Annotated in this window: 17 protein-coding genes; 7 read left to right on the top strand and 10 right to left on the bottom strand. The window is 67.6% G+C overall.

Annotated elements, in window-relative coordinates; translation table 11 throughout:
• Positions 1–64: 64 nt before the first annotated feature.
• The 4 genes from R1H25_RS03025 to R1H25_RS03010 all read right to left on the bottom strand — a co-directional run bounded on the left by R1H25_RS03025 (position 65) and on the right by R1H25_RS03010 (position 7,185).
• Entirely contained in the window at positions 65–787 is a 723-nt protein-coding gene (locus tag R1H25_RS03025) for a pseudouridine synthase (RefSeq protein ID WP_317222632.1), read from the bottom strand.
• A gap of 34 nt (positions 788–821) precedes the next feature.
• Positions 822–2,486, bottom strand: a complete 1,665-nt coding sequence (locus R1H25_RS03020) for a diguanylate cyclase (protein ID WP_049445036.1) — start codon at positions 2,484–2,486, stop codon at positions 822–824.
• A gap of 110 nt (positions 2,487–2,596) precedes the next feature.
• Complete coding sequence (locus R1H25_RS03015; protein WP_317222631.1) at positions 2,597–5,020, bottom strand: EAL domain-containing protein; 2,424 nt, start codon at positions 5,018–5,020, stop codon at positions 2,597–2,599.
• Between the two features lie 218 nt (positions 5,021–5,238).
• Entirely contained in the window at positions 5,239–7,185 is a 1,947-nt protein-coding gene (locus R1H25_RS03010; protein WP_049445032.1) for a DEAD/DEAH box helicase, read from the bottom strand.
• 267 nt (positions 7,186–7,452) lie between these two features.
• On the opposite strand from R1H25_RS03010, the gene R1H25_RS03005 reads away from it, so the two are divergent.
• On the top strand, positions 7,453–7,674 hold the full coding sequence (locus tag R1H25_RS03005) for an RNA-binding S4 domain-containing protein (protein ID WP_012479588.1): 222 nt from the start codon (positions 7,453–7,455) through the stop codon (positions 7,672–7,674).
• A gap of 11 nt (positions 7,675–7,685) precedes the next feature.
• Here R1H25_RS03005 and ubiM read toward each other — a convergent pair whose 3' ends face one another.
• From ubiM to R1H25_RS02985, 4 genes are all read right to left on the bottom strand, one after another.
• A complete protein-coding gene (gene ubiM, locus R1H25_RS03000; protein WP_317222629.1) occupies positions 7,686–8,864 on the bottom strand; it encodes a 5-demethoxyubiquinol-8 5-hydroxylase UbiM in 1,179 nt (392 codons plus the stop codon).
• Between the two features lie 80 nt (positions 8,865–8,944).
• On the bottom strand, positions 8,945–9,334 hold the full coding sequence (locus R1H25_RS02995) for an MAPEG family protein (RefSeq protein ID WP_049445026.1): 390 nt from the start codon (positions 9,332–9,334) through the stop codon (positions 8,945–8,947).
• A gap of 11 nt (positions 9,335–9,345) precedes the next feature.
• Positions 9,346–9,891, bottom strand: coding sequence for a DUF4019 domain-containing protein (locus tag R1H25_RS02990; protein WP_049445024.1), 546 nt, complete (start codon positions 9,889–9,891; stop codon positions 9,346–9,348).
• Between the two features lie 58 nt (positions 9,892–9,949).
• Complete coding sequence (locus tag R1H25_RS02985; RefSeq protein ID WP_317222626.1) at positions 9,950–11,113, bottom strand: hypothetical protein; 1,164 nt, start codon at positions 11,111–11,113, stop codon at positions 9,950–9,952.
• A 400-nt stretch (positions 11,114–11,513) separates the two neighbouring features.
• On the opposite strand from R1H25_RS02985, the gene R1H25_RS02980 reads away from it, so the two are divergent.
• The 3 genes from R1H25_RS02980 to R1H25_RS02970 all read left to right on the top strand — a co-directional run bounded on the left by R1H25_RS02980 (position 11,514) and on the right by R1H25_RS02970 (position 15,220).
• On the top strand, positions 11,514–12,992 hold the full coding sequence (locus R1H25_RS02980; protein ID WP_088481088.1) for a DNA-3-methyladenine glycosylase 2 family protein: 1,479 nt from the start codon (positions 11,514–11,516) through the stop codon (positions 12,990–12,992).
• On the top strand, positions 12,989–13,480 hold the full coding sequence (locus tag R1H25_RS02975; RefSeq protein WP_012510484.1) for a methylated-DNA--[protein]-cysteine S-methyltransferase: 492 nt from the start codon (positions 12,989–12,991) through the stop codon (positions 13,478–13,480). The genes R1H25_RS02980 and R1H25_RS02975 overlap by 4 nt, the downstream gene beginning before the upstream one ends.
• A gap of 489 nt (positions 13,481–13,969) precedes the next feature.
• A complete protein-coding gene (locus R1H25_RS02970) occupies positions 13,970–15,220 on the top strand; it encodes an ectonucleotide pyrophosphatase/phosphodiesterase (RefSeq protein ID WP_317222625.1) in 1,251 nt (416 codons plus the stop codon).
• A 130-nt stretch (positions 15,221–15,350) separates the two neighbouring features.
• Here R1H25_RS02970 and R1H25_RS02965 read toward each other — a convergent pair whose 3' ends face one another.
• Both R1H25_RS02965 and R1H25_RS02960 read right to left on the bottom strand, forming a co-directional pair.
• Positions 15,351–15,530 carry a 30S ribosomal protein THX gene (locus R1H25_RS02965; protein WP_004150462.1) on the bottom strand — a complete coding sequence of 60 codons (180 nt, stop codon included), beginning with the start codon at positions 15,528–15,530 and terminating at the stop codon, positions 15,351–15,353.
• Positions 15,531–15,640: 110 nt separating this feature from the next.
• A complete protein-coding gene (locus R1H25_RS02960) occupies positions 15,641–16,054 on the bottom strand; it encodes a MerC domain-containing protein (RefSeq protein WP_019338435.1) in 414 nt (137 codons plus the stop codon).
• Between the two features lie 135 nt (positions 16,055–16,189).
• On the opposite strand from R1H25_RS02960, the gene R1H25_RS02955 reads away from it, so the two are divergent.
• The 3 genes from R1H25_RS02955 (at position 16,190) to R1H25_RS02945 (ending at position 20,831) form a co-directional block, all read left to right on the top strand.
• Positions 16,190–18,394, top strand: coding sequence for a TonB-dependent receptor domain-containing protein (locus tag R1H25_RS02955; RefSeq protein ID WP_317222624.1), 2,205 nt, complete (start codon positions 16,190–16,192; stop codon positions 18,392–18,394).
• A gap of 197 nt (positions 18,395–18,591) precedes the next feature.
• Positions 18,592–19,158, top strand: coding sequence for a TetR/AcrR family transcriptional regulator (locus R1H25_RS02950; RefSeq protein ID WP_049446774.1), 567 nt, complete (start codon positions 18,592–18,594; stop codon positions 19,156–19,158).
• Positions 19,158–20,831 (top strand): MFS transporter, encoded by a 1,674-nt coding sequence (locus R1H25_RS02945; protein ID WP_049446776.1) that lies wholly within the window; start codon positions 19,158–19,160, stop codon positions 20,829–20,831. Before R1H25_RS02950 ends, R1H25_RS02945 begins: the two co-directional genes overlap by 1 nt.
• Positions 20,832–20,833: the final 2 nt, after the last annotated feature.

Genomic DNA, 20,833 nt, shown 5'->3' with positions numbered 1-20,833 from the left:
CCCATGCTCGGCTGCACCCGGACAAAAGGGCAGCCGAGCATGGGCTCGGCGCTACAGATGCCGTTTACCAGTCCAGCTGCTTCGGCAGCAGGCCCTGCAGTTCCTGCTCGGTCAGGTTGCGCCACTGGCCCGGCTTCAGCGCGCCGATCTTGATGTTGTCGATGCGCACGCGGCGCAGCTGGGTTACGCGATAGCCGAATTCGGCGGCCATCAGGCGGATCTGCCGGTTCAGGCCCTGCTGCAGGATGATGCGGAAACCGAACTTGGCGATGCGCGAGGTCTTGCACGGCAGCGTCATCTGGTCGTGGATGCGCACGCCGCGCGCCATGCCGCGCAGGAACTCATCGGTCACCGGCTTGTTCACCGCCACCAGGTACTCCTTCTGGTGGCCGTTCTCGGCACGCAGGATCTGGTTGACGATGTCGCCGTTGCTGGTCATCAGGATCAGGCCTTCGGATTCCTTGTCCAGGCGCCCGATCGGGAAGATGCGCTGTTCGTGGCCAACGAAGTCGACGATGTTGCCCTTGACCGAGGTTTCGGTCGTGCAGGTGACGCCCACCGGCTTGTTCAGCGCGATGTAGACGTGGCGGCGGGCGCCGGGCTTGCGTGCCACGCGCGCGCGCAGCGGTTGGCCGTCAACCAGCACCTGGTCTTCCTCGCCCACCACCGCACCGGTGCCGGCCGGGTGACCGTTGACGGTGACGCGGCGGGCGGCGATCAGGCGATCGGCCTCGCGGCGGGAGCAGAAGCCTGTGTCGGCGATGTATTTGTTGAGTCGGGTGGTCATCGCCCTATTATCCGGCATCGCCGCCCGCTGCGCCTCATGCCGGGCCGGGCGGATCGAGCTCTTCACCGTCGAACACACGGTTGCGACCCGCGCGCTTGGCCACGTACATGGCGTGGTCGGCCCGCCGCAGCAGTGCCGCCAGGTCATCCTCGCCCGGCCGCCACTGTGCCAGGCCGATGCTGGCGGTCACCTCCAGCCCCGCTACCTGCAGCGCCAGGCCGGCCTCGGTGATGCGCTGGCGAAGGCGATCCAGCCGCGCCGATGCCGCCTCACGCGGCATGCCCGGCATCAGCAGCAGGAACTCCTCGCCGCCCATCCGCACCACCTCGTCCTGGCTGCGCACCGCCGTGCGCAGGGCCCGCGCGACGGCCACCAGCACCTGGTCGCCGACCGCGTGCCCATGGCGGTCGTTGATGTCCTTGAACAAGTCGATGTCGAGGAAGCCGATCACCAGCGGCCCTCCCTCGCGGTTGACACGCTCCAGATGCCGCCCCAGCTGCTGCAGGCCGGCACGACGGTTGGGCAGGCCGGTCAGGCCATCGGTCTCGGCCAGCTGGCGCAACTCGTCACGTTGCTGGCGCAGGCGGCCAAGCCGCTGGTTCAGGGCATAGGCCGCCATCATCAACAACCAGGTCACCGCCAGCTGCAGCGCCTCCACCCGGTACTCCAACAGCCACTGCGCACCGCAGGCATCGGCGATGATCAGTGCCAGCATCGGTGCCAGCGCGGCCAGACCCGCCTGCGACCAACGGTCGCCGCGCCAGCGTGCCCATATGCCGACCAGCAGCGCCAGGCCGCACCCGGACAGATAGGACACCTGCAGGCCCTGTGCGACCCAGGCCAGATGCTCCCAGCGCAGCCACGGCACCAGCGCGGCCAGCGCCATCAGGGTCCACAACACCAGCAGCTGGGCCGGGCGCGATCGGGGCAGCACGCGGTCGCCTCCGTTCAGCCGCCACAGCGCCGGTAGCACCAGCGCCTGCGAGGCCGCGGTCAACGACAGCAGCCACCTCGCGCCATGTTCCCCCACCGGCAGCCAGGGTTCCGGGTAACCACTGAGCCCACCGAGGATGGCCTGCCACAGCACCATCACTGTGGTGCCGGCGACATAGACCAGGAAGCTGCGATCGCGCGTGGTCAGGAAGGCCATCAACGCCGACAGCGCCAGTGCGATCGCCACGGCGATGCAGGCGGCACGCATCAGCAGTCGGGCGGTGTCGTTCTGCTGCACCGGGCTGGGCGCGCCCAGCCGCAGGGTCGGTACCCAACGTGCCTTCAGCGGTGTCTGCCAAGAGACCAGGAACGGCTCATGGCTGCCGGCCGGTGGTACCGCCACCAGGCCGATGCCGGCCCGGAAACGTGAATCGCGGGTGCGCGCGTCGTGCATGTTGCCGCAGATCTCGCGGTCACCGTGCTGCACCCGGACTTCACCGGCAAACACGTTGAACACGTCCAGCGCCTGTGGCTGGCCCGACCAGCCTTCCGGCGGAGCCGGTACCAGCACGTGCTGGCGGGAGCCGGACAGCATCTGCGGCGTGCATGCCCGATGTGGCGTTGGTTCGTCGGTGGCGCCTCCCACCAGCAGATAATCGCGGCCCGACACGGCCACGGCGCCCTGAAGCGGCCACGGCATCGCCAACCACGCCAGCAGTACGACCAGCACCGCCCCTGTTCCGTACTGCCACTGCCTGCCGCCCACGCCACATCCTGTTGTCGCTTATGCCCGCGCCCACTGCACGTCGCCCCTGGCGCGCATTATCGCAGCCGGACGTGCGCCGCAGGTGTCGACCAAAGTCGCCGCCGCGCCGTTCAGCCCGCCGCCGGCGGCCCCTTCACCGCGACCAGCCGCACCGGGCGCAGATCGGCTAGGGTCATCCGCTCCAGCGGCTGCGGGCGCTCGATCGCATAGCCCTGCAGGCCCTGTACGCCGAGGCGGGTCAGTGCCCCGGCCACCTCCGTGGTCTCCACCCACTCGGCCACCACTTCCATCTGCAGCTCGCGCCCGAGCTCGCTGATCGCACGCACCGTGGCGTGGCTGACAGGGTCGGTATCCATGTCGCGCACGAAGGCACCGTCGATCTTCAGGATGTCCGCCGGCAGCTGGCGCAGGTAGCCGAAGGAAGACAGACCAGAGCCGAAGTCATCCAGCGCCATCCGGCACCCCCGTGCCTTCACCGCATCGATGAAAGCGCGGGCCTGGCTGAGGTTGCTGATCGCCGCGGTCTCGGTGATCTCGAAGCACAACTTGGAGGCCAGCGCGCGGTTGCGCTCGAGCAGGTCGCAGACGAAGGCGAGGAATCCCGGCTCGGCGATCGACTGCGCGGACACGTTGACGTTGCACAGGCCCAGCTGCCGCACGTGTGCCGGACACACCTGCAGGTGGCGGAACAGCAGCCCGAGCACATGACGATCCAGCGCCACCGCCATGCCGTAGCGCTCCACCGCGGGCATGAACTGGCCGGGCAGATGCAGGCTGCCATCGGTACCACGCATGCGCACCAGCACCTCGTAATGCAGGTAGGACGGATCACCCACGCGGGCGATGCGCTGTGCATACAGCACCATGCGGTTCTCGGCCATCGCCAGGCTGACGCCCTGCAGGCGCTCGGCCTCCTGCCGCCGTTCTTCCAGCGCCATGCGGTTTTCGTTGAAGCAGTGCACGCGGTTGCGCCCGGCCTGCTTGGCTGCATAACAGGCGCTGTCGGCGGCACTCATCAACCAGTTCACGTCCGGCGCATCGGCACTGACTTCCACCACGCCGATGCTGCAGCTCAGCTGCGGACTGCCCTCGCTGATCGGGAAGGTGGCCTGGCCCAGGTTGCGGATCACCCGCTGCAGCACGCGCTTGGCCTCGTCCTGCCCGGCATGGGCGAGAAACACCGCGAACTCGTCGGCGCCAAGCCGGCCGACCCAGTCACCGTCACGTACCGCGGCCACCAGATAGTCGGCGAAACTGCGCAGCATCTGGTCACCTGCGGCGTGGCCGAAGCTGTCGTTGACCAGCTTGAAGTGGTCCAGGTTGATGTAGCACAGCGAATGCGTGCCGCCCTCGCTGCGCACCTGCAGCAGCGAACGTTCCAGCAGCCGCTCGATCTCGCGACGGTTGATCAGGCCGGTCAGCGGATCGTGGCTGGCGTGATGCTCGATCTCACGTGCCAATGCATGGTTCTGGCTGACATCCTCGATGATCGCAAACACCGACATGCCACCTCCCGCGCTGCGCACGCCGGTGCCACTCCAGCGCCCCCACACCAGGCTGCCATCGCGGCGGCAGAAGCGCAGTTCACTCGGCCGCAGCTGCCGATCCCAGTCGATGCGGCCGACGCCATCGATGACCAGTTCGCCTTCCATCAAAAGATCGCCGAGCGACATCTGCAGCAGCACGTCGCGTCGGTAGTCGAGGATATCGGCCATCGCCTGGTTGGCTTCGATCACCTTGCCTTCGGTGTCGAGCTTGAGCATGCCGACGTTGGCCTGGTAGAAGGCGGCGCGGAAGCGGCTTTCGTGCTCGGTCAGATCCTTGCCGACGCGACGCGCGAGGGCCACCGCCATCAGGCTGATCGCCAGCACCGACAGGGCACCGACCACCAGCGTGGCGATCCGCACCATCGTGGCCATGCGCAGCAACGCTTGCGAAAATGCCTGCGCCTGCACCTGCAGCCGCCGGTCCAGATCACGCAGCTGCTGCAGGTAGCGATCACGGACAGGCGCAGGCAAAGCGCCTTCGCCATGCCGCAGCTGCAGCTCGTCGACCAGGCGCTGCACCGCCATCAGGTCACCATCGGTCTGCCGCCACAACGCGGTCGCCTCGCGGAACGCACCGATGTCACGTGCATGGCGGAAGGAGAACACCAACCGCGGAATGTCGGCGCGTGCGTTGCCGCCCTGCAGGAAGCCCTGCCTGGCTTTGGCTTCATCCGGCTCGGCCTGTTCCAGCGCCAACCGCGCCTGCAGATCGCCCAATGGCACCTGCAGGGCCTGGCGTGCGTCGTCCAGGTCCTGGGCATCCCGCCGCGCCAGGTAGCGGCTGAGCGCAGCGGTGGCTTCCTGCTGACCACGCGACCAGTAGCCCTGGCCGGCGATCCAGGCGGTGGAGGCCGCCTGCAGTTCCTGGATCAGGGCGGACAGTGCGACCAGTCCGATCGCCATGCCCGTCAACAACGCAAATCGCAGTCCCAGGCCACGGGTCATCGGTACCCGCCGGCCCTGCTGGTCCGTGCCACTTCTACCCATCCCGGATCCCCCCGAATGTGCTGCGGTGACAACCTACCTTGGAACCCGGCCAGCCTAGGACCGGCCATGTGTGGGCCATGCGAAAAAGGGGACGGAGGGGATTAAGTCGTTTTCGGCATAAGCGCGTGGCCCGCCATTTACGACTTAATCCCCTCCGTCCCCTTTATCTGTACGCCAGCCCGGAGGCTGGCGTTGTTGCGGACGGCTGAGGGTGCGGCTTAGAAGCTACGCGGGCCGCGCGGCTTGAAGCCGTCACGACGCGGCGGGCGGCTGTCGCGGTCACCGCCGCGGTCGCCACCATGGCCACCCGGACCACCCGGGCCGCCACGACGCGGGCCACCCGGGCCACCCGGACCGCGCTTGTCAAAGCGCGGCTTGAACGGACGCGGGGCCGGGTTGGTGTCTTCACCCGGGGCCAGCGCACGCATCTGCAGCTGCTGGCCCGACACCCAGACCTTCTGCAGGTGCGACAGCACGTCCGACGGCATCTGCGCCGGCAGGTCCAGCAGCGAGAAGTCGTCGTGGATGTCGATGCGGCCGATGAAGCGGCTTTCCAGGCCGGCTTCGTTGGCGATGGCGCCGACGATGTTGGCCGGCTTCACGCCATGCTGGTGGCCCACCGAAATACGGTAGGTCTCCATGCCCTGCTCCGGCGCACCGCGCGGCGGAACCTCACGGCGCGGACGCTGCTCGAAACCACCTTCGGCGTCATCGCGACGCGGGCCACGCTCGAAGCGCGGACCCCGCTCGTTGCGGTCGAAGCGATCACCACGCTCCGGACGGTCACCACGGTCGAAGCGTTCGCGCGGCGCGCGCTCTTCACGCGGGGCACGCACCGGCGGCTGCAGCAGGAACGGGGTATCACCCTGCAGCATCTTGGCCAGCGCGGCGGCCACTTCGATGGCCGGCACGTTCTGCTCGCTCTCGAAGCGCTCCAGCAGCTGGCGGTAGAAGTCCAGGCCACCGGCGCCGAGGGTCTCGGTGATGCGCGTGGTGAACTTGTTGATGCGGTTGTCGTTGACCGCTTCCACGCTCGGCAGCTGCATCTCTTCGATCGGCTGGCGGGTGGCGCGTTCGATCTGGCGCAGCATGCCCTTCTCGCGCGGGGTGGCGAACAGGATCGCCTCGCCGCTGCGGCCGGCACGGCCGGTACGGCCGATGCGGTGCACGTAGCTTTCAGTGTCGTACGGGATGTCGTAGTTCAGCACGTGGCTGATGCGCTCCACGTCCAGGCCGCGGGCAGCCACGTCGGTGGCGACCAGGATGTCCAGCTTGCCTTCCTTCAGCATGGCGATGGTGCGCTCACGCTGGGCCTGCTGCATGTCACCGTTGATGGCGGCAGCGGCCAGGCCACGGGCCTGCAGCTTGCTGGCCAGTTCTTCGGTGCCGGCCTTGGTACGCGCGAAGATGATCATCGCGTCGAACGGCTCGACTTCCAGGATGCGGGTCAGCGCGTCCAGCTTGTGCATGCCGCTCACCCACCAGTAGCGCTGGCGGATGTTGGCCGAAGTGGTGGTCTTGGCCTGGATGGTGACCTCGACCGGATCCTGCAGGTAGGTCTGCGCGATGCGACGGATCTGCGGCGGCATGGTGGCCGAGAACAGGGCCACCTGGCGCTGCTCCGGCAGCTTCTTCAACACGGCTTCGACGTCGTCGATGAAGCCCATGCGCAGCATTTCATCGGCTTCGTCCAGCACCAGCGTCTTCAGCTCGGACAGGTCCAGGGTGCTGCGGTCCAGGTGATCGATCACGCGGCCGGGGGTACCGACCACGATGTGCACGCCACGGCGCAGGGCCGACAGCTGCTGGCCGTACGGCTGGCCGCCGTACACCGGCAGCACGCGGAAGCCCGGGATCTTCGACGAATAGGACTGGAACGCCTCGGCGACCTGGATGGCCAGCTCGCGGGTCGGTGCCAGGATCAGGGCCTGCGGCTTGATCTGCTGCAGGTCGATGTTGGACAGTACCGGCAGCGCGAACGCTGCGGTCTTGCCGGTGCCGGTCTGGGCCTGGCCCAGCACATCGCGGCCTTCCAGCATCGCCGGGATGGTGGCGGCCTGGATCGGCGACGGAGTTTCGTAGCCGATGGCGGTGACTGCCTGCATGACAGGCTCGGACAGGCCGAGCTGCGCGAACTGCAGCGGCGCTTGGGATTCTTGGGACATGGGGAACTCCAAAGACACTGCCGTCTTCCTGGCAGTGCGATAAAAAAGGTGATGGTCCGCGCTTTGGGCGCCCTTCTTATCGCGTGCCCTGGCGCTGCTCGGTCGGAGGAGATTTCACTCGCTCAGAGCGGAATCATACCGCATTGATCCTGAACGAGGCATACAGCTTTCCGGACGCGTGCTGTCAGGCCCCGCGCTGGCGCACAATACGCGGCCTCTTCCGGCACGGCCACTGGCCTGCGCCCCCTCTCCCAGGAACCCCGCTCCATGCAGATTCTCGAATTCGACCTCGACGGCGACTACGTCGAACTCAAGCAGCTGCTCAAGCTGGCCGACCTGGTCACCAGTGGCGGCGAGGCCAAGATGGTCATCAGTGACGGCCAGGTGCGGGTCGACGGCGAAGTCGAACTGCGCAAGGCCTGCAAGATCCGCGCGGGCCAGGTAGTCGAATTCGCCGACAGCCAGATCCGCGTGCTGGCCGCCGGCTGATCTGAATCTGTTCAGGCCACGCGCTGGGTCAGGTGCGAGGCAATCAGCTGCCTGAACGGTGCCACGCCCTGCGCCAGGCGCAGGCCGGCCGCCCGCAGCAGCCGCGCCGGACCGCGATCGTCGGTGTACAGGCTGGCGATCGCATTGGTGGCTTCGTACAAATGACGCGATGCCAGCCGATGACCGCGCTGATAGCTGGCCAGCATGCCGGCCGCGGCGATGTCGGCACCGCGGCGCTGCTGCTCGACGATGCCCTGCGCCAGCCGCTGTGCGCTGGCCAGTCCCAGGTTGAAGCCATGCGCGGTGACCGGGTGCATGCCGACGGCGGCATCGCCGATCAGCGCCGAACGCTCGCCGACAAAACGGTGCGCATACACACCCACCAGCGGATACGCCTGTGGCATGGCCACTGGCTGCATGCGGCCCAAGCGGTGTTCGAAGCAACCGCTGATGGCTTCACCGAAGGCCACCTCATCCATCGCCAGCAGTTCTTCAATCTGCCGCGGCGGCAGCGTGATCACTGCTGATGCCTGGCCCTCGTTGAGCGGCAGCAACGCCATGGTGCGGCCGTAGCCGAACCATTCCCAGGCAGTGTGGTGATGGTCGCGCTCGACCTGCATGCGGCACACCAGCATGGACTTGCCGAAGTCACGCATCTGCGCACCGATGCCAAGCATGCGGCGGGTGGCGGAGAAGCGACTGTCAGCGGCCACCAGCAGCCGCGCATGAAGTTGGCTGCCGTCATCAAGTTTGACCACGTGGCCCTGCGCATCGCCCTGCACGCCCTGCACCTTGCGCCCGTCGAACAATTCCAGGCCGTCCTGGTCCCGCACGGCATCCCATGCAGCACGGCGGATCAGATGGTTGGGTACCAGCCAGCCCAGCGGCTCGCCATCGACCTGGCTGCTGGCGAAGGTCAGCGCGAACGGCGAGCCGCCGTTCATCACCTTGGCATCGCGCAGCTCAGCGACTTCGGCCTGCGGCAGGCGCTGCCACAGCCCCAGCTGCTCCATGCTCTGCCGTGAGGCATGGGTCAGCGCGATCTCGCGGCCATCGAAGGCGGCTTCGGCCAGGGCCTGGCGCGGTTGAACTTCGACCAGCCCGACCTGCAGGCCGCTACCGGCCAGCGCGCGCGCGAAGCACAGACCCGCCGGTCCGGCGCCGACCACCACCACGTCCATCCTGCGCATGCGCGCCTCCCGCCGTTGATTCAGTCCGGGCCAGCATAGCGCCGCGCACCTGAGCGGCCTTGATCTGGATCAGGCCCGGGTCACAACAGCGCGAACACCAGCGCCAGGATCGACAGCAGCGAGACCAGCCACACCAGGCTGCGCACGTAAGGCACGCCCGCGGCATACAGCGGCAGATAGACCACGCGCGCCCAGAAGTAGGCCTGCGCGGCCAGCGCCGTGGCGTCGTTGCCGCGACCGGCCACCACCACTGCGATGGCGGCGGCGGCGAAGAACGGGAACGTCTCCAGGAAGTTGGCCTGCGCACGCTGCAGGCGACCGGCCAGCGCGCTGACCGGCTTTGCATCGCCATCGCGTGCCGAGGCATTCCACTTCATCCCGCGCTCGCGGGTGACCACGGTGGAGGTGGCGAAGATGTAGACGAAGCCGAGCAATACCGACCAGGCCAGCATCGTCAGTTCAGTTGCCATCGTTCATCTCGTCAGGGTGCCGACGCACGCAGGCTGTAGCCGGCCAGGCGCCACACCTTGTCCTCGTCGAATCGGAACGACACCAGCTCGCGCACCGGCTGTGCGCTGTTGGCGAAACGGGTCGGGAAACTGACGTTGATGTACAGCCCTTCCGGCACCGCGGCACCGGCGCTGTACTTGACCCGGGTGATGGTCGGCTGGCCGCGGCCGGCCAGCGCGCCCAGGCGCGTGCGCTCGGTGGTCAACTGGCTGACGAAGGCGGCCTTTGGTACTGCGCGGCGCGCCACGGCCGAAGCGCCATCCCACAATTCGCCGGCGCGGTTGGCATCGACCAGCTGCGCCGCCTTCACTGCAGCCGCGCCCATTTCCGCATCCTGTTTCTGCACCTGTGCCTGCTGCGCGGCGGTCAACGCCGGAGCACCGGCGGTGGCCGGTTTCGCAGCCGCCGGCGATGCGGGGGCCGGGCGCGCGGGTGCCGGGGCGGGCGTGGCCGGCGCAGGTGCCTGCGCCAATGCGGTCAGGGGCAGCAGGGACAGCAGCAGGAGCACGCGCTTCATGGACACCACCGGTCTTCTGGAGAGAACTGCAGTCTACGCCAGCACGGTGACTACGCTGTCAGCGTGCCGGAGCGTTGCCCTCCACCGCTGCCGCATCGGCCTGCGCGGCGGGCGCGGCGGTGTTCACTGGCGCCTGCTCGGCCACCGGCGGCGGCTCCGACGGTGCCGGTGGCAGCGTTGCCACATCGATCTCCGAAAGCGGGCTTTCTTCCGGGCATACCGCATCCGGGAAGCCGAAGCGCTGCTTCAGTGCCTGGCCGCAGCTGTTGATCGATTCCATGTCGGCGCCTTCGCGCTTGCACTGCTGGTCGAAGGCGATCAGGAACGCGTCCTTGCGCTGCACGAAGTCATCGCCACAGGCGCGCATCTGCTTGATCCGTTCCAGATCGTCCTGCACCGCATTGGTGCCATCCAGGCCGTACTGACGCAGCTCGTCCGGGGTGAGCAGGCGCAGGCTGCGGTTGGGCACGGTCATCATCAGGTCGGCCACGCCCACCGCCACGCCGTTGCGCTGCAGATAGTCCTTCACGTTGTCGTAGACCTCGTGCAGCTCGCGGTTGAGTTCCGCACGCGAGGTGGCCTTGGAGCTGATGCGCATCATGCGGTGGATGCCGACCTTGCCCGACAGCAGGCGGTTGTCGCCGGCGGCCAGCACGAACACGCAGGCGCTGTGGCAGATCGAGCCTTCGCGCACCCAGATGGTCCAGCCGGATTCACCGATGCTGTCACCGGCGACGATCGCCGATTCCACCTGGCCGCCGCTGGAATCCAGATCGAGGATGCGCTTGTGGATCTTCTGCTGGTCGGCGACCACCGCCAACCGCCACATCATCTCGGCGAAGCCCGGATTGATCTTGCCGGCGTAGCGCACGCGCATCAGGCCGCGCTCGGCGCACGGCGCCAGCGTCTGGGTGATCTGCTCGCGCTGCAGGCCTTCCAGTTCGACACCGTCGCCGGCATCGCCCGCATATTCCGTGCTGCAGCTGACCCAGGCGCGGCCATTCTCCAGCTGCGCCTGCGGCCACGGCCGATCCGCCCGGCTGCGCGGCGGCACCGGTGGTGGCGGTGCGTCAGCCGCATTGATCGAGACCATGTTCTCGCCATCGCTGGCCGGCGCCCGCGCCGCCTTGTCGGCAGCCGTCACATTGCCCGGATTCTCCAGCTGACTGCAGCCCGCCAGGGCCAGGCACAACAAGGGCAACCAGCGGAGTTTGGCGGACATCGGGTAACCAGTCTTCACGTGAGCAAGAACCACAGTCTACCCGTCCGGGGCGCGCATTCAGCGCGTGGCACTGAACCCCTTCTGACCCTTGGGAAAGCGTGTCGACCAAGGTCGACACCTACCAGAGCGGGATGCCCTTCCGACAGATCGCAGGAACCTGGTCGAAGGCGGGGTGGGTCCGATTGCAGCAGCGTGAGCGCCATGGATGGCGCGACCGAGCTTACTAGGACGTACTTGCAGCGTCCCCTGCAACCGGACCCGCCCCGCCCTCCCGCGGGAAGCCGCTGTTGCTGTTGCTCTGGCCTCGGCGGGTGCAGGGCGCGGCCCTGCCAGAACCCCCTTCAGCATCCATGTCCGAATGTGGCGAGTATCCCCACCCGCACACGCCTAGACTGGCGCCATGGACACCGCCCTCGCCCTCGACACCGCCGCCTGCGACCGCGCCCGCCTGGCCCGCGACGCACGCTTCGACGGCGTGTTCTTCACCGCCGTGCGCAGCACCGGCATCTATTGCCGCCCGGTGTGCCCGGCACCGCCACCGAAGCCGCGCAATATCACCTACTACCCGACCGCCGCCGCGGCCGCCGCCGCCGGCTACCGCCCGTGCCTGCGCTGCCGCCCCGAGCTGGCACCGCAGGCGCAGCAGGCATTGGCCGGGCAGACCGTGCAGCGCGCCCTCGCGCTGATCCATGGCGGTTTCCTGCAGGACCAGCCGGTGGCCGATCTCGCAGAGAAGATCGGCCTCAGCGCGCGCCAACTGCAGCGCCTGTTCGTTGAACATCTGGGCGCGACGCCGGGACAGATCCACGCCACCCATCGCCTGCTGCTGGCCAAGCAGCTGCTGACCGAGACCACGCTGCCGGTGACCGATGTTGCGCTGGCCGCCGGCTACAACAGCCTGCGTCGTTTCAATACCGCGTTCCTGCAGGGCTGCGGCATGGCACCAACCGCGCTGCGTCGCCAGCACCAGCCGCTGGCCGCCGATGACGGCTGCCTGGTACTGCGTCTGGTGTACCGCCCACCGTTGGATTTCCCGCGCATGCTGGCCTTCCTGCGCAAGCGCAGCCTGCCCGGCATCGAACTGATCGGCGAAGACAGCTACCAGCGCGTGCTCGGCACGCCGGAGCGCCCCACCCTGCTGCGCGTCACTGCCGACCCGAAGCGCCCGGAGCTACGCCTGCAGCTGGGCGTGGTGGATCCGCGCCTGATTCCGGACATCGTGCGCCGCGTGCGTCGCGTATTCGATCTGGACGCCGACCTGCAGCAGGTGCACGCCGCGCTGGGCGAAGAACCCTTGCTGGCGCGTGGCATCGCCGAACGCCCCGGGCTGCGCGTGCCTGGCGGCTGGGATGGTTTCGAGGTCGGCGTACGCGCTGTGCTCGGACAGCAGGTCAGCGTGGCCGCGGCCACCACCTTCGCCCGGCGCCTGGTCGATGCCTATGGCGCACACCTGCCGGGCATGCCATCGGAATTCGATCGCCAGTTCCCCGCGCCCGAGGTGCTGGCTGAGGCGCCGCTGGAATCGATCGGCCTGCCGCGCAGCCGCGCCGCCACCGTGCGTGCGCTGGCCGCTGCCTGTGCCAGTGGCGAGCTCGACTTCGGTCCCGGCCAGGCGCTGGAAGAATTCGTAGCGCGCTGCGTGGCACTGCCCGGCATCGGCCCGTGGACCGCGCAGTACATCGCCCTGCGCGGACTCGGCCAGCCCGATGCCTTCCCCGCCGGCGATCTTGTGCTGCAGCAGGTGCTCGGCCACGCGCAAGGCCAGCGCCTGAGCGAACGCGCGACCGAAGCACGCTCGCAGCCCTGGCGGCCGTGGCGCGCGTATGCCGTGCTGCACCTGTGGCACTTGTCCGGCACTTTCGTTGGAGAACCGACATGACCCTGTTGTTCGATCGTTTCGACAGCCCGATCGGCGTACTAACCATTGCCGGTGACGAACGTGGCCTGTCACACGTGCTTTTCCCCGAAAACCGCCATCCGGCACGCGGACGCGATGACTGGCACTACGCACCGGATGCGCTGCCGGAAGCGCGCGAACAGCTGCTGCAGTTCCTGCACGGCGAACGCAGCAGCTTCGACCTTGAACTGGCGCCACGCGGCACGCCGTTCCAGCTGCGGGTGTGGCAGGCGCTGGCACTGATTCCGTTCGGCCAGACCTGGAGTTACCTGCAGCTGGCGCAGCACCTCGGCCAGCCCAGTGCGACCCGCGCGGTCGGTGCCGCGAACGGCCGCAACCCGCTGCCGATCATCCTGCCCTGCCATCGCGTGATCGGCAGCAATGGAGCGCTGACCGGATTCGGCGGTGGGCTGGAAACAAAGGCCGCGCTGCTGCGACTGGAACAACGCCAGGCCCCGCTGTTCGCTTGAGAGGGCTGGCCGGGTGCGCCCGGCACCCGCAGAGGCAACCGCAACGGCCGAAGCAACAGCAGCATTCCGAGGCATGGTGGTGGGTCCGATTGCGGGGGACGCCGTAAACCCCCAGGCCGGCCCAGCCGCTGGCGGCTGTGCGTTCGGGCGCTTGCGAAGCAGTGCTTCGCAAGCAAAGCGCCCTCACCCATGGGGGCTTGGCCGCGGCATCCATGCCGCGGACACCCCTGCAACCGGACCCATCACGCCTTCGACAGATTCCTGCGATCTGTCGGGACGGCGCACTGCGCGGCTGCTGGTAGGTGTCGACCTTGGTCGACACGGTAAATCCACGCCATGCGTGGATGGAAGCAGCAGGGACATGAAAAGCCCCCGTCTTGTTGAAGGGCGCGCACCGACAGGTGCGGGGATAAGGAAAAATGCGCGGACTCGGCGCGCGATAGCGCGCCGTGTCTTGGGCGCGTCATTGCACGGGCTTATCATGCGCGGATGACTTCCGTACGCCTGACCTGCGCGCTGGCGCTGCTGCTGCCATTGGCCGCCTGCACCACCGCGCCCGCCCCTTCCGCCTCCGTTCCCACACCCGTCGCTGCGGCCATGCCGCCGAAGCTGCTGCTGATCTCCATCGACGGCCTGCGTGCCGACGCGCTGGACCGCGGCCTGACCCCGAACCTGCAGCGACTGATCGACGGCGGCGTGCGTGCACGCTGGATGACCCCGTCCTATCCATCACTGACCTTCCCCAACCATTACACCATCGTCACCGGCCTGCGCCCGGACCACCACGGCATCGTCAACAACAGCATGGACGACGAAGCACTGGGCCGGTTCGAGCTGAGCAACCGCGACGCGGTCACTACCAGCGGCTGGTGGGGCGGCGAACCGATCTGGGTCGGCGCCGAAAATGCCGGCGTGCGTTCGGCTACCACGTCATGGCCTGGTAGTGAATCGGAAATCCGCGGCGTACGCCCCAGCCAGTGGCGCGTTTACGACGGCAAGGAGCCGCTGGAGCAGCGCGCCGGCATCGTGCTCGACTGGCTTGCACAGACCGACGCCGATGCACCGCGCCTCACCACCCTGTACATGGAACACGTGGACAAGGCCGGCCACAACTACGGGCCCGAGTCGAAGCAGTATGCCGACGCCATCGTGCGCGCCGACCAGATCGTCGGCCAGGTGCTCGATGGGCTGCAGCAGCGCGGCCTGGCCGCGACCACCAACGTCATCGTGGTCTCTGACCATGGCATGGCCAGCGTCCCGGTCGGCCAAGTGATCTCCACTGAATCGATGGCCGATCCGGCCATCGCGCGCAATGTCAGCCAGGGCCAGTCGGTGGGTTTTGCGCCGGTCGCCGGCCGCGAGGCGGAAGCCGAACGCGCCCTGCTCGGACGCCACGGGCACTACGAGTGCTGGAAGAAGGAGAACCTGCCGGCGCGCTGGCACTACGGCACGCATCCGCGGGTTCCGGCCATCGTCTGCGCCATGGACGAAGGCTGGGATGCCCTGCATCAGGAGAAAATCGCCAAACGCGACCATCAGGACCGCGGCTCGCATGGCTACGACAATGCCCTGCCCTCCATGCGCGCGGTGTTTGTGGCCGGCGGCCCGTCGTTCCGCCAGGGCCTGGTGATCGATGGCTTCGACAATGTCGACGTCTACCCGCTGCTGGCGCACCTGCTGCAGGTGCCGGCCGCGCCGAACGACGGCAATCCGGAAACGCTGAAGAAGACCCTGCGCTGACTTCCCTGTAGAGCCGAGCCCATGCTCGGCTGCATTGCGCCAGCCGAGCATGGGCTCGGCTCTACAACAACGTGCATAAAAAAACGCGGCGCCAGGCGCCGCGTTTTTCGTTGAACCGGTCTGGGCCGGATCAGGCCTTGGCGACAGCCTTCTTCGCCACAGCCTTCTTCGCCGGAGCCTTGGCCACGGTCTTCTTGGCAACCGGAGCGGCGGCGCCTACGGCGACCTTGCTGGCGGTGTGCGAACGGGCGTTGCCGTAGCTGGCGTTGTAGCGCTTGCCCTTGGCGGTCTTGCGGTCACCCTTACCCATGTCTTCAACTCCTCAAATGTGAAATCTGGTTACCCCGTACTGACACGGGTTCGACGGGGCCGCCTTGCTGGGCGCCCCCGCGCACGATCGAAAATCCTATCACGGAGCGCCTAGTGCGCGCAGCTGGCGTCGTGCACGTGACCGTGGTTGAGGCGCAGGTTGACCAGGTGGGCCACCCCCACCAGCAGGCCGCCGACGGTCATCACCACCGCGTGCGGCACCGCATTGTGGTGCAACGGGTCGTACAGCACGCCGGCCCACAACGCGACCAGGCCGGGAATCAGGAAGCCCAGCGCACGCAGCGCACCGTGCCGGCGGTAGCCCCAGACCAGGCTGAACAGCCCCAGCAGGGTGACGAACACCACCAGCGCCTGTTCCACCCCATCGCTCAGCCAGAACGACAGCCCCAACGAAGGCGCTGCGGCCAGCAGTACCGGGATCACCGCGCAGTGCACCGCGCACAGCATCGAACCAGTGGCGCCGAAACGGTCGAGCAGGTGGCGCAGGCGTGAGGACAGGGACATGACTTCCAGCAGGGTCGGCGAATCGTTATGGAATAATATAACATCCCTCTCCGACCCGCACGGTTTCCCTCCCCCTGTCCCATCGACGGGATTCGTGCGCCCTGTGATTGATACATTGTAACAAAGGACCCGTCCATGCACGCCCACACCCCACGGCTCAAGCCGCATTCCCTGGCCCTGGCCCTCGCTGCCCTGCTGCCGTCCGTCGCCTTTGCAGCCGGCCAGGACACCTCCCATCGTGACCGCCACCTGACCGAGCTGTCGTCGGTGCAGGTCACCGCGTCGCCGCTGCAGGGTGATGCCGAATCGCTGGCACGCCCGGTGGAGGTTCTGGCCGGTGAACGCCTGGACGAGCAGAAGGCCGGCACCCTCGGCGATACCCTGGCCAAGCTGCCCGGCGTGCAGAGCACCTTCTTCGGTCCCGGCGTCGGCCGCCCGATCATCCGCGGCCAGGAAGGCCCACGCGTGGCCGTGCTGTCCAACGGCATGGGCAACATGGATGCCTCCACGGTCAGCGCCGACCACGCCACCAGCATCGAGCCGTTCCTGGCCGACCAGATCGAAGTGCTGAAGGGCCCGGCCACGCTGCTGTTCGGCAGCGGCGCCATCGGTGGCGCGGTCAACGTGGTGGATGGCCGCATCGCCCGCGAACTGCCGGAGCGTCCGCTCAGCGGCCGCGCCGAACTGCGCGGCAACTCGGTGAACAACGAACGCAGCGGCATGTTCCGCCTCGACGGCGTCAGCGGCAATGTCGTGCTGCACGTGGATGGCCTGGTCCGCAATGGCGATGACTACCGCATCCCCGGCTATGCAGTGATCGACAGCCTCGAAGATCATCATGACCACGATCACGACCATGATGCGGCCGAGGGCGAAGAACCGCGCCGCGGCCGCCTGGACAACAGCTCGATCCGCACCCGCGCCGGCGGCGTAGGCGCAACCTGGCTGGGCGACGGCGGCTACTTCGGCGTATCGGCCAGCACGTACCGCACCAACTACGGCATTCCCAATGGCGCGCACGTGCACGCCGATGGTGATGATCATGGCCATGACCACGGGCACGACCATGGCGATGAAGAAGAAGGCGGCGACGAGCATGACGTGCGCATCGACATGGTGCAGAACCGCTTCGAGACCAAGGCCGGCATCTACGACCCGGTCTCGTTCCTGAAGAACATCAACGCGCGCGTGGCCTACACCGACTACGAACACGTGGAACTGGAAGCGGGCACACCGTCCACCCGCTTCACCAACCGCGGCATCGAGGCACGCCTGGAAGCGGTGCAGCAGCAGATCGGCGGCTGGGACGGCGCGTTCGGCCTGCAGTTCGGCAACAGTGATTTCGGAGCCAAGGGCGAAGAGGCGTTCGTTCCGGATACCGGCACCAGGAACATCGGCCTGTTCGTGCTGCAGGAAAAGCAGTTCGGTCCGTTCAAGCTGGAACTGGGCGGCCGCCACGACCAGGTCAAGCTGGACCCGACCGGTGACTATCGCCGCCGCACGTTTGGTGCCACCAACCTGTCTGCTGCCGGCATCTGGAAGCTCAACGATGCGGTTGACCTGCGCATCGGCGTGGACAGCTCCGAGCGTGCACCGACCAACGAAGAGCTGTATGCCGCCGGCGCGCACATCGCTACCCGCTCGCTGGAAATCGGCGACGCCAACCTGAAGACCGAGCGCGGCCAGCGCGTGGAACTGGGTATCCACACCCACAGCGAGCGTCTGGACTTCTCCGCGTCGGTCTACCAGACCAAGTTCAAGGACTTCATCTACCTGGCCGACACCGGCATCACCGAGGGCCTTCCGGTGCGCACCTGGACGCAGCAGGACGCGGTGTTCCGCGGCGCCGAAGCCGAAGCGCTGGTGCACCTGTTCGAAGGCGGCGCCGGCGACTGGGATCTGCGCCTGTTCGGCGACTACGTGAAGGCCAAGCTGGATGGCAGCGGCAGCCGTAACCTGGACATCGCCGTGCCGCATGGCGACCACAACCACAACTACAGCGTGGAGCTGGCCAATACCGGCTACCTGCCGCGCATCGCCCCGGCCCGCGTCGGCGCCGACCTGCGCTGGTCGAAGGACGGCTGGCGCGCCTCGGTCGGTGCGGTGCGTTACAGCCGCCAGAAGGACGTCGCCCAGAACGAAGCACCAAGCGACGGCTACACCCTGGTCGACGCGCACCTGGCCTACCGCTGGGACCGCAACGCGAGCAACAGCTACGAGGTGTTCCTGGATGGCAGCAACCTGACCAACCGCGAAGTGCGCCCGCATACCTCGCTGCTGCGCGACTACTCGCCGCTGCCGGGCCGTGGTGTCGCATTCGGCATCCGCGCGTTCTTCTGATCGCGCACCGGTGCCGGATTCCATTCCGCAGTAAAGGGGTCCGATCCCACACCACCCCACGGGGGCCTTCGGGCCCCCGTTTTCGTTTTGGCCGATTCCATCACGCATTCGTCACAAAGATGTGCGTACCACAACAAGCGGACAATCCCGTCACTCAACGTCTCGCTAATCGGACACTTTTGTCCGACAATAATTCCATGACTGCCCAACGTGCCGATGCTGCTGCCCGCCGTGCCCTCATCCTCGATGCCGCCGATCATGTATTCGGCCAACATGGCGTCACCGCCCCGCTGGACCTGGTGGTCGAACGCGCCCAGGTGGGCCGCGCCACCCTGTACCGCAACTTCCCCGACCGCACTGCGCTGATCCAGGCGCTGCTGCAACGTACGGTTGATCGCATCCGGCGCCAGGTTGAACAGCTCGGCGACCGTGACGACGCGCTGTTCGAGGTGTTCGAGGGTATGGCCCAGCGCATCATCGATTCACCGGCGCTGGCCGATTACTGGCGTGCGGTCGACTCGGACGTGCCGGCCATGCGTGCCGCACGCGAGACCGTGCGCGACCTGCTGGAGGAGCCGATCGCGCGCGCCAAGGCGGCCGGCCTGTGCCGTGCCGACCTTGAGAAGACGGATATTTCACTGATCTCGGGCATGCTGGGCGCAGCCCTGCGCGGCAAGACCCGCGACGAGCGCGCCCAGTTGGCCGGGCGCGCCCTGCAGCTGCTGCGCGGGGGTCTCCAGGGAGCAACCAGCGAGGCCCGCTGATGGTCCAGCCGTATCTGAAGCCGGTTCCGGATTGGGAGGAGCACGAGAAGCCGACCATGCCCGGTTCGGCATCGATGCCCTGGCACCCACCGTACCGTCGCTTGGCCTATGCCCTGGTATCGCTGCTGGTGGCGATCACCGGTGGCCTCGGCAATGCGCTGGTCACCGCCAACCTGCCGTTCCTGCAGGGCCAGCTGGCACTGACCCCGACCCAGGGCAGCTGGCTGGTGGCCGCCTATGCCATGGTGAATGTCACTGCCAACCTGCTGGCCTTCAAGTTCCGCCAGCAGTACGGCATCCGACTGTTCGCAGAGATCGGGCTGGGCCTGTACGCGGCACTGGCGGTGCTGCACCTGTTCGTCGGCAGCTTCGAGACCACGATGCTGACCCGCGCCGCCAGCGGCTTCGCGGGTGCGGCCTGTTCGACACTGGGCACGCTGTACATGCTGCAGGCGCTGCCGCGCCGCTTTACCGGAAATCTGCTGGTGGTCGGCGTCGGCCTTTCGCAGCTGGCGGTGCCGATCGCCTGGATCGTTTCACCAGGCCTGGTCGATACCGGCCAATGGCATCAGCTCTACTCATTCGAAGCCGGGCTGGCACTGTGCGCGTTCGCGGCAGTGGTGGTGCTGAAGCTGCCGCCCGGCATCCAGGTGAAAGCCTTCGAGCCACTGGACTTCCTCACGTTCGCCCTGCTTGCGCCGGCTGTCGCGCTGCTGGTGATCGTACTGGCGCAGGGCTACACGCGCTGGTGGCTCAACACACCGTGGCTGGGCTGGGCGCTGGTCGCCTCGATCGTGCTGTCCACCACCGCCTTCATCATCGAACACTACCGGCGCAATCCGCTGCTGCAGATCCGCTGGCTGTCGAAGCTGCCGGTGCTGCACTTCATCGTCGGCGCGTTCCTGATCCGCTTCCTCACCACTGAGCAGTCCTACGGCGTGGTCAACCTGATGCGCACGCTGGGCATGGGGCCTGACCAGATGCGCCCGCTGTTCGTGGTGATCCTGGCCGGCGTGATCGTGGGCATTGCCGGCGCCTCGCTGACCTTCGGCCCGAAGCGGCTGATTGCCCAGCTGCTGATGGCGATCCTGCTGCTGGGCGCCGCCGCGTTCTTCGACCAGCACCGCACCAGCATGGATCGGCCGCACGACTTCTACGCCAGCCAGTTCCTGGCCTCGGTCGGTGCCGGCATGTTCATGGGCCCGTTGATCATGCTCGGCATTTCCGCCGCGCTGAAACAGGGCGTGGATCACATGATCACCTTCCTGGTGACGCTGTCGATCACGCAGACGCTGGGTGGGCTGGCCGGTTCGGCGGTGCTGGGTACCTTCCAGCTGCATCGCGAGCAGTTGTACTCCAGCGCATTGACCAGCCAGCTCGATCCAGCCGATCCGGTGGTGGCGCAGCGCCTGCGCATCCAGCAGCAGCTGTACGCCGCCCAGATCACCGACCCGGTGCTGCGCAGTGCCCAGGGCAGCGCACAGCTGGCGCAGACCACGCGCCGCGAAGCCAACGTGCGCGGCTTCAATGATGTCTTCACCCTGAGCGGTTGGCTGGCAATCGGCTTCCTGTGCTGGTTGCTGCTGCTGTCGCTGCGCACCGCCGTGCTCAAGCAATGGCGCAAGCGCCACCCCACTCCCCCCACTGCGGCCACGCCAGCCGCGCCCCGCTGAGT

Origin of the sequence: Stenotrophomonas veracruzanensis (assembly GCF_032911525.1) — a bacterium.
GTDB lineage: Bacteria > Pseudomonadota > Gammaproteobacteria > Xanthomonadales > Xanthomonadaceae > Stenotrophomonas > Stenotrophomonas africana.
This window is presented reverse-complemented; position numbering and strand designations above follow the sequence as displayed.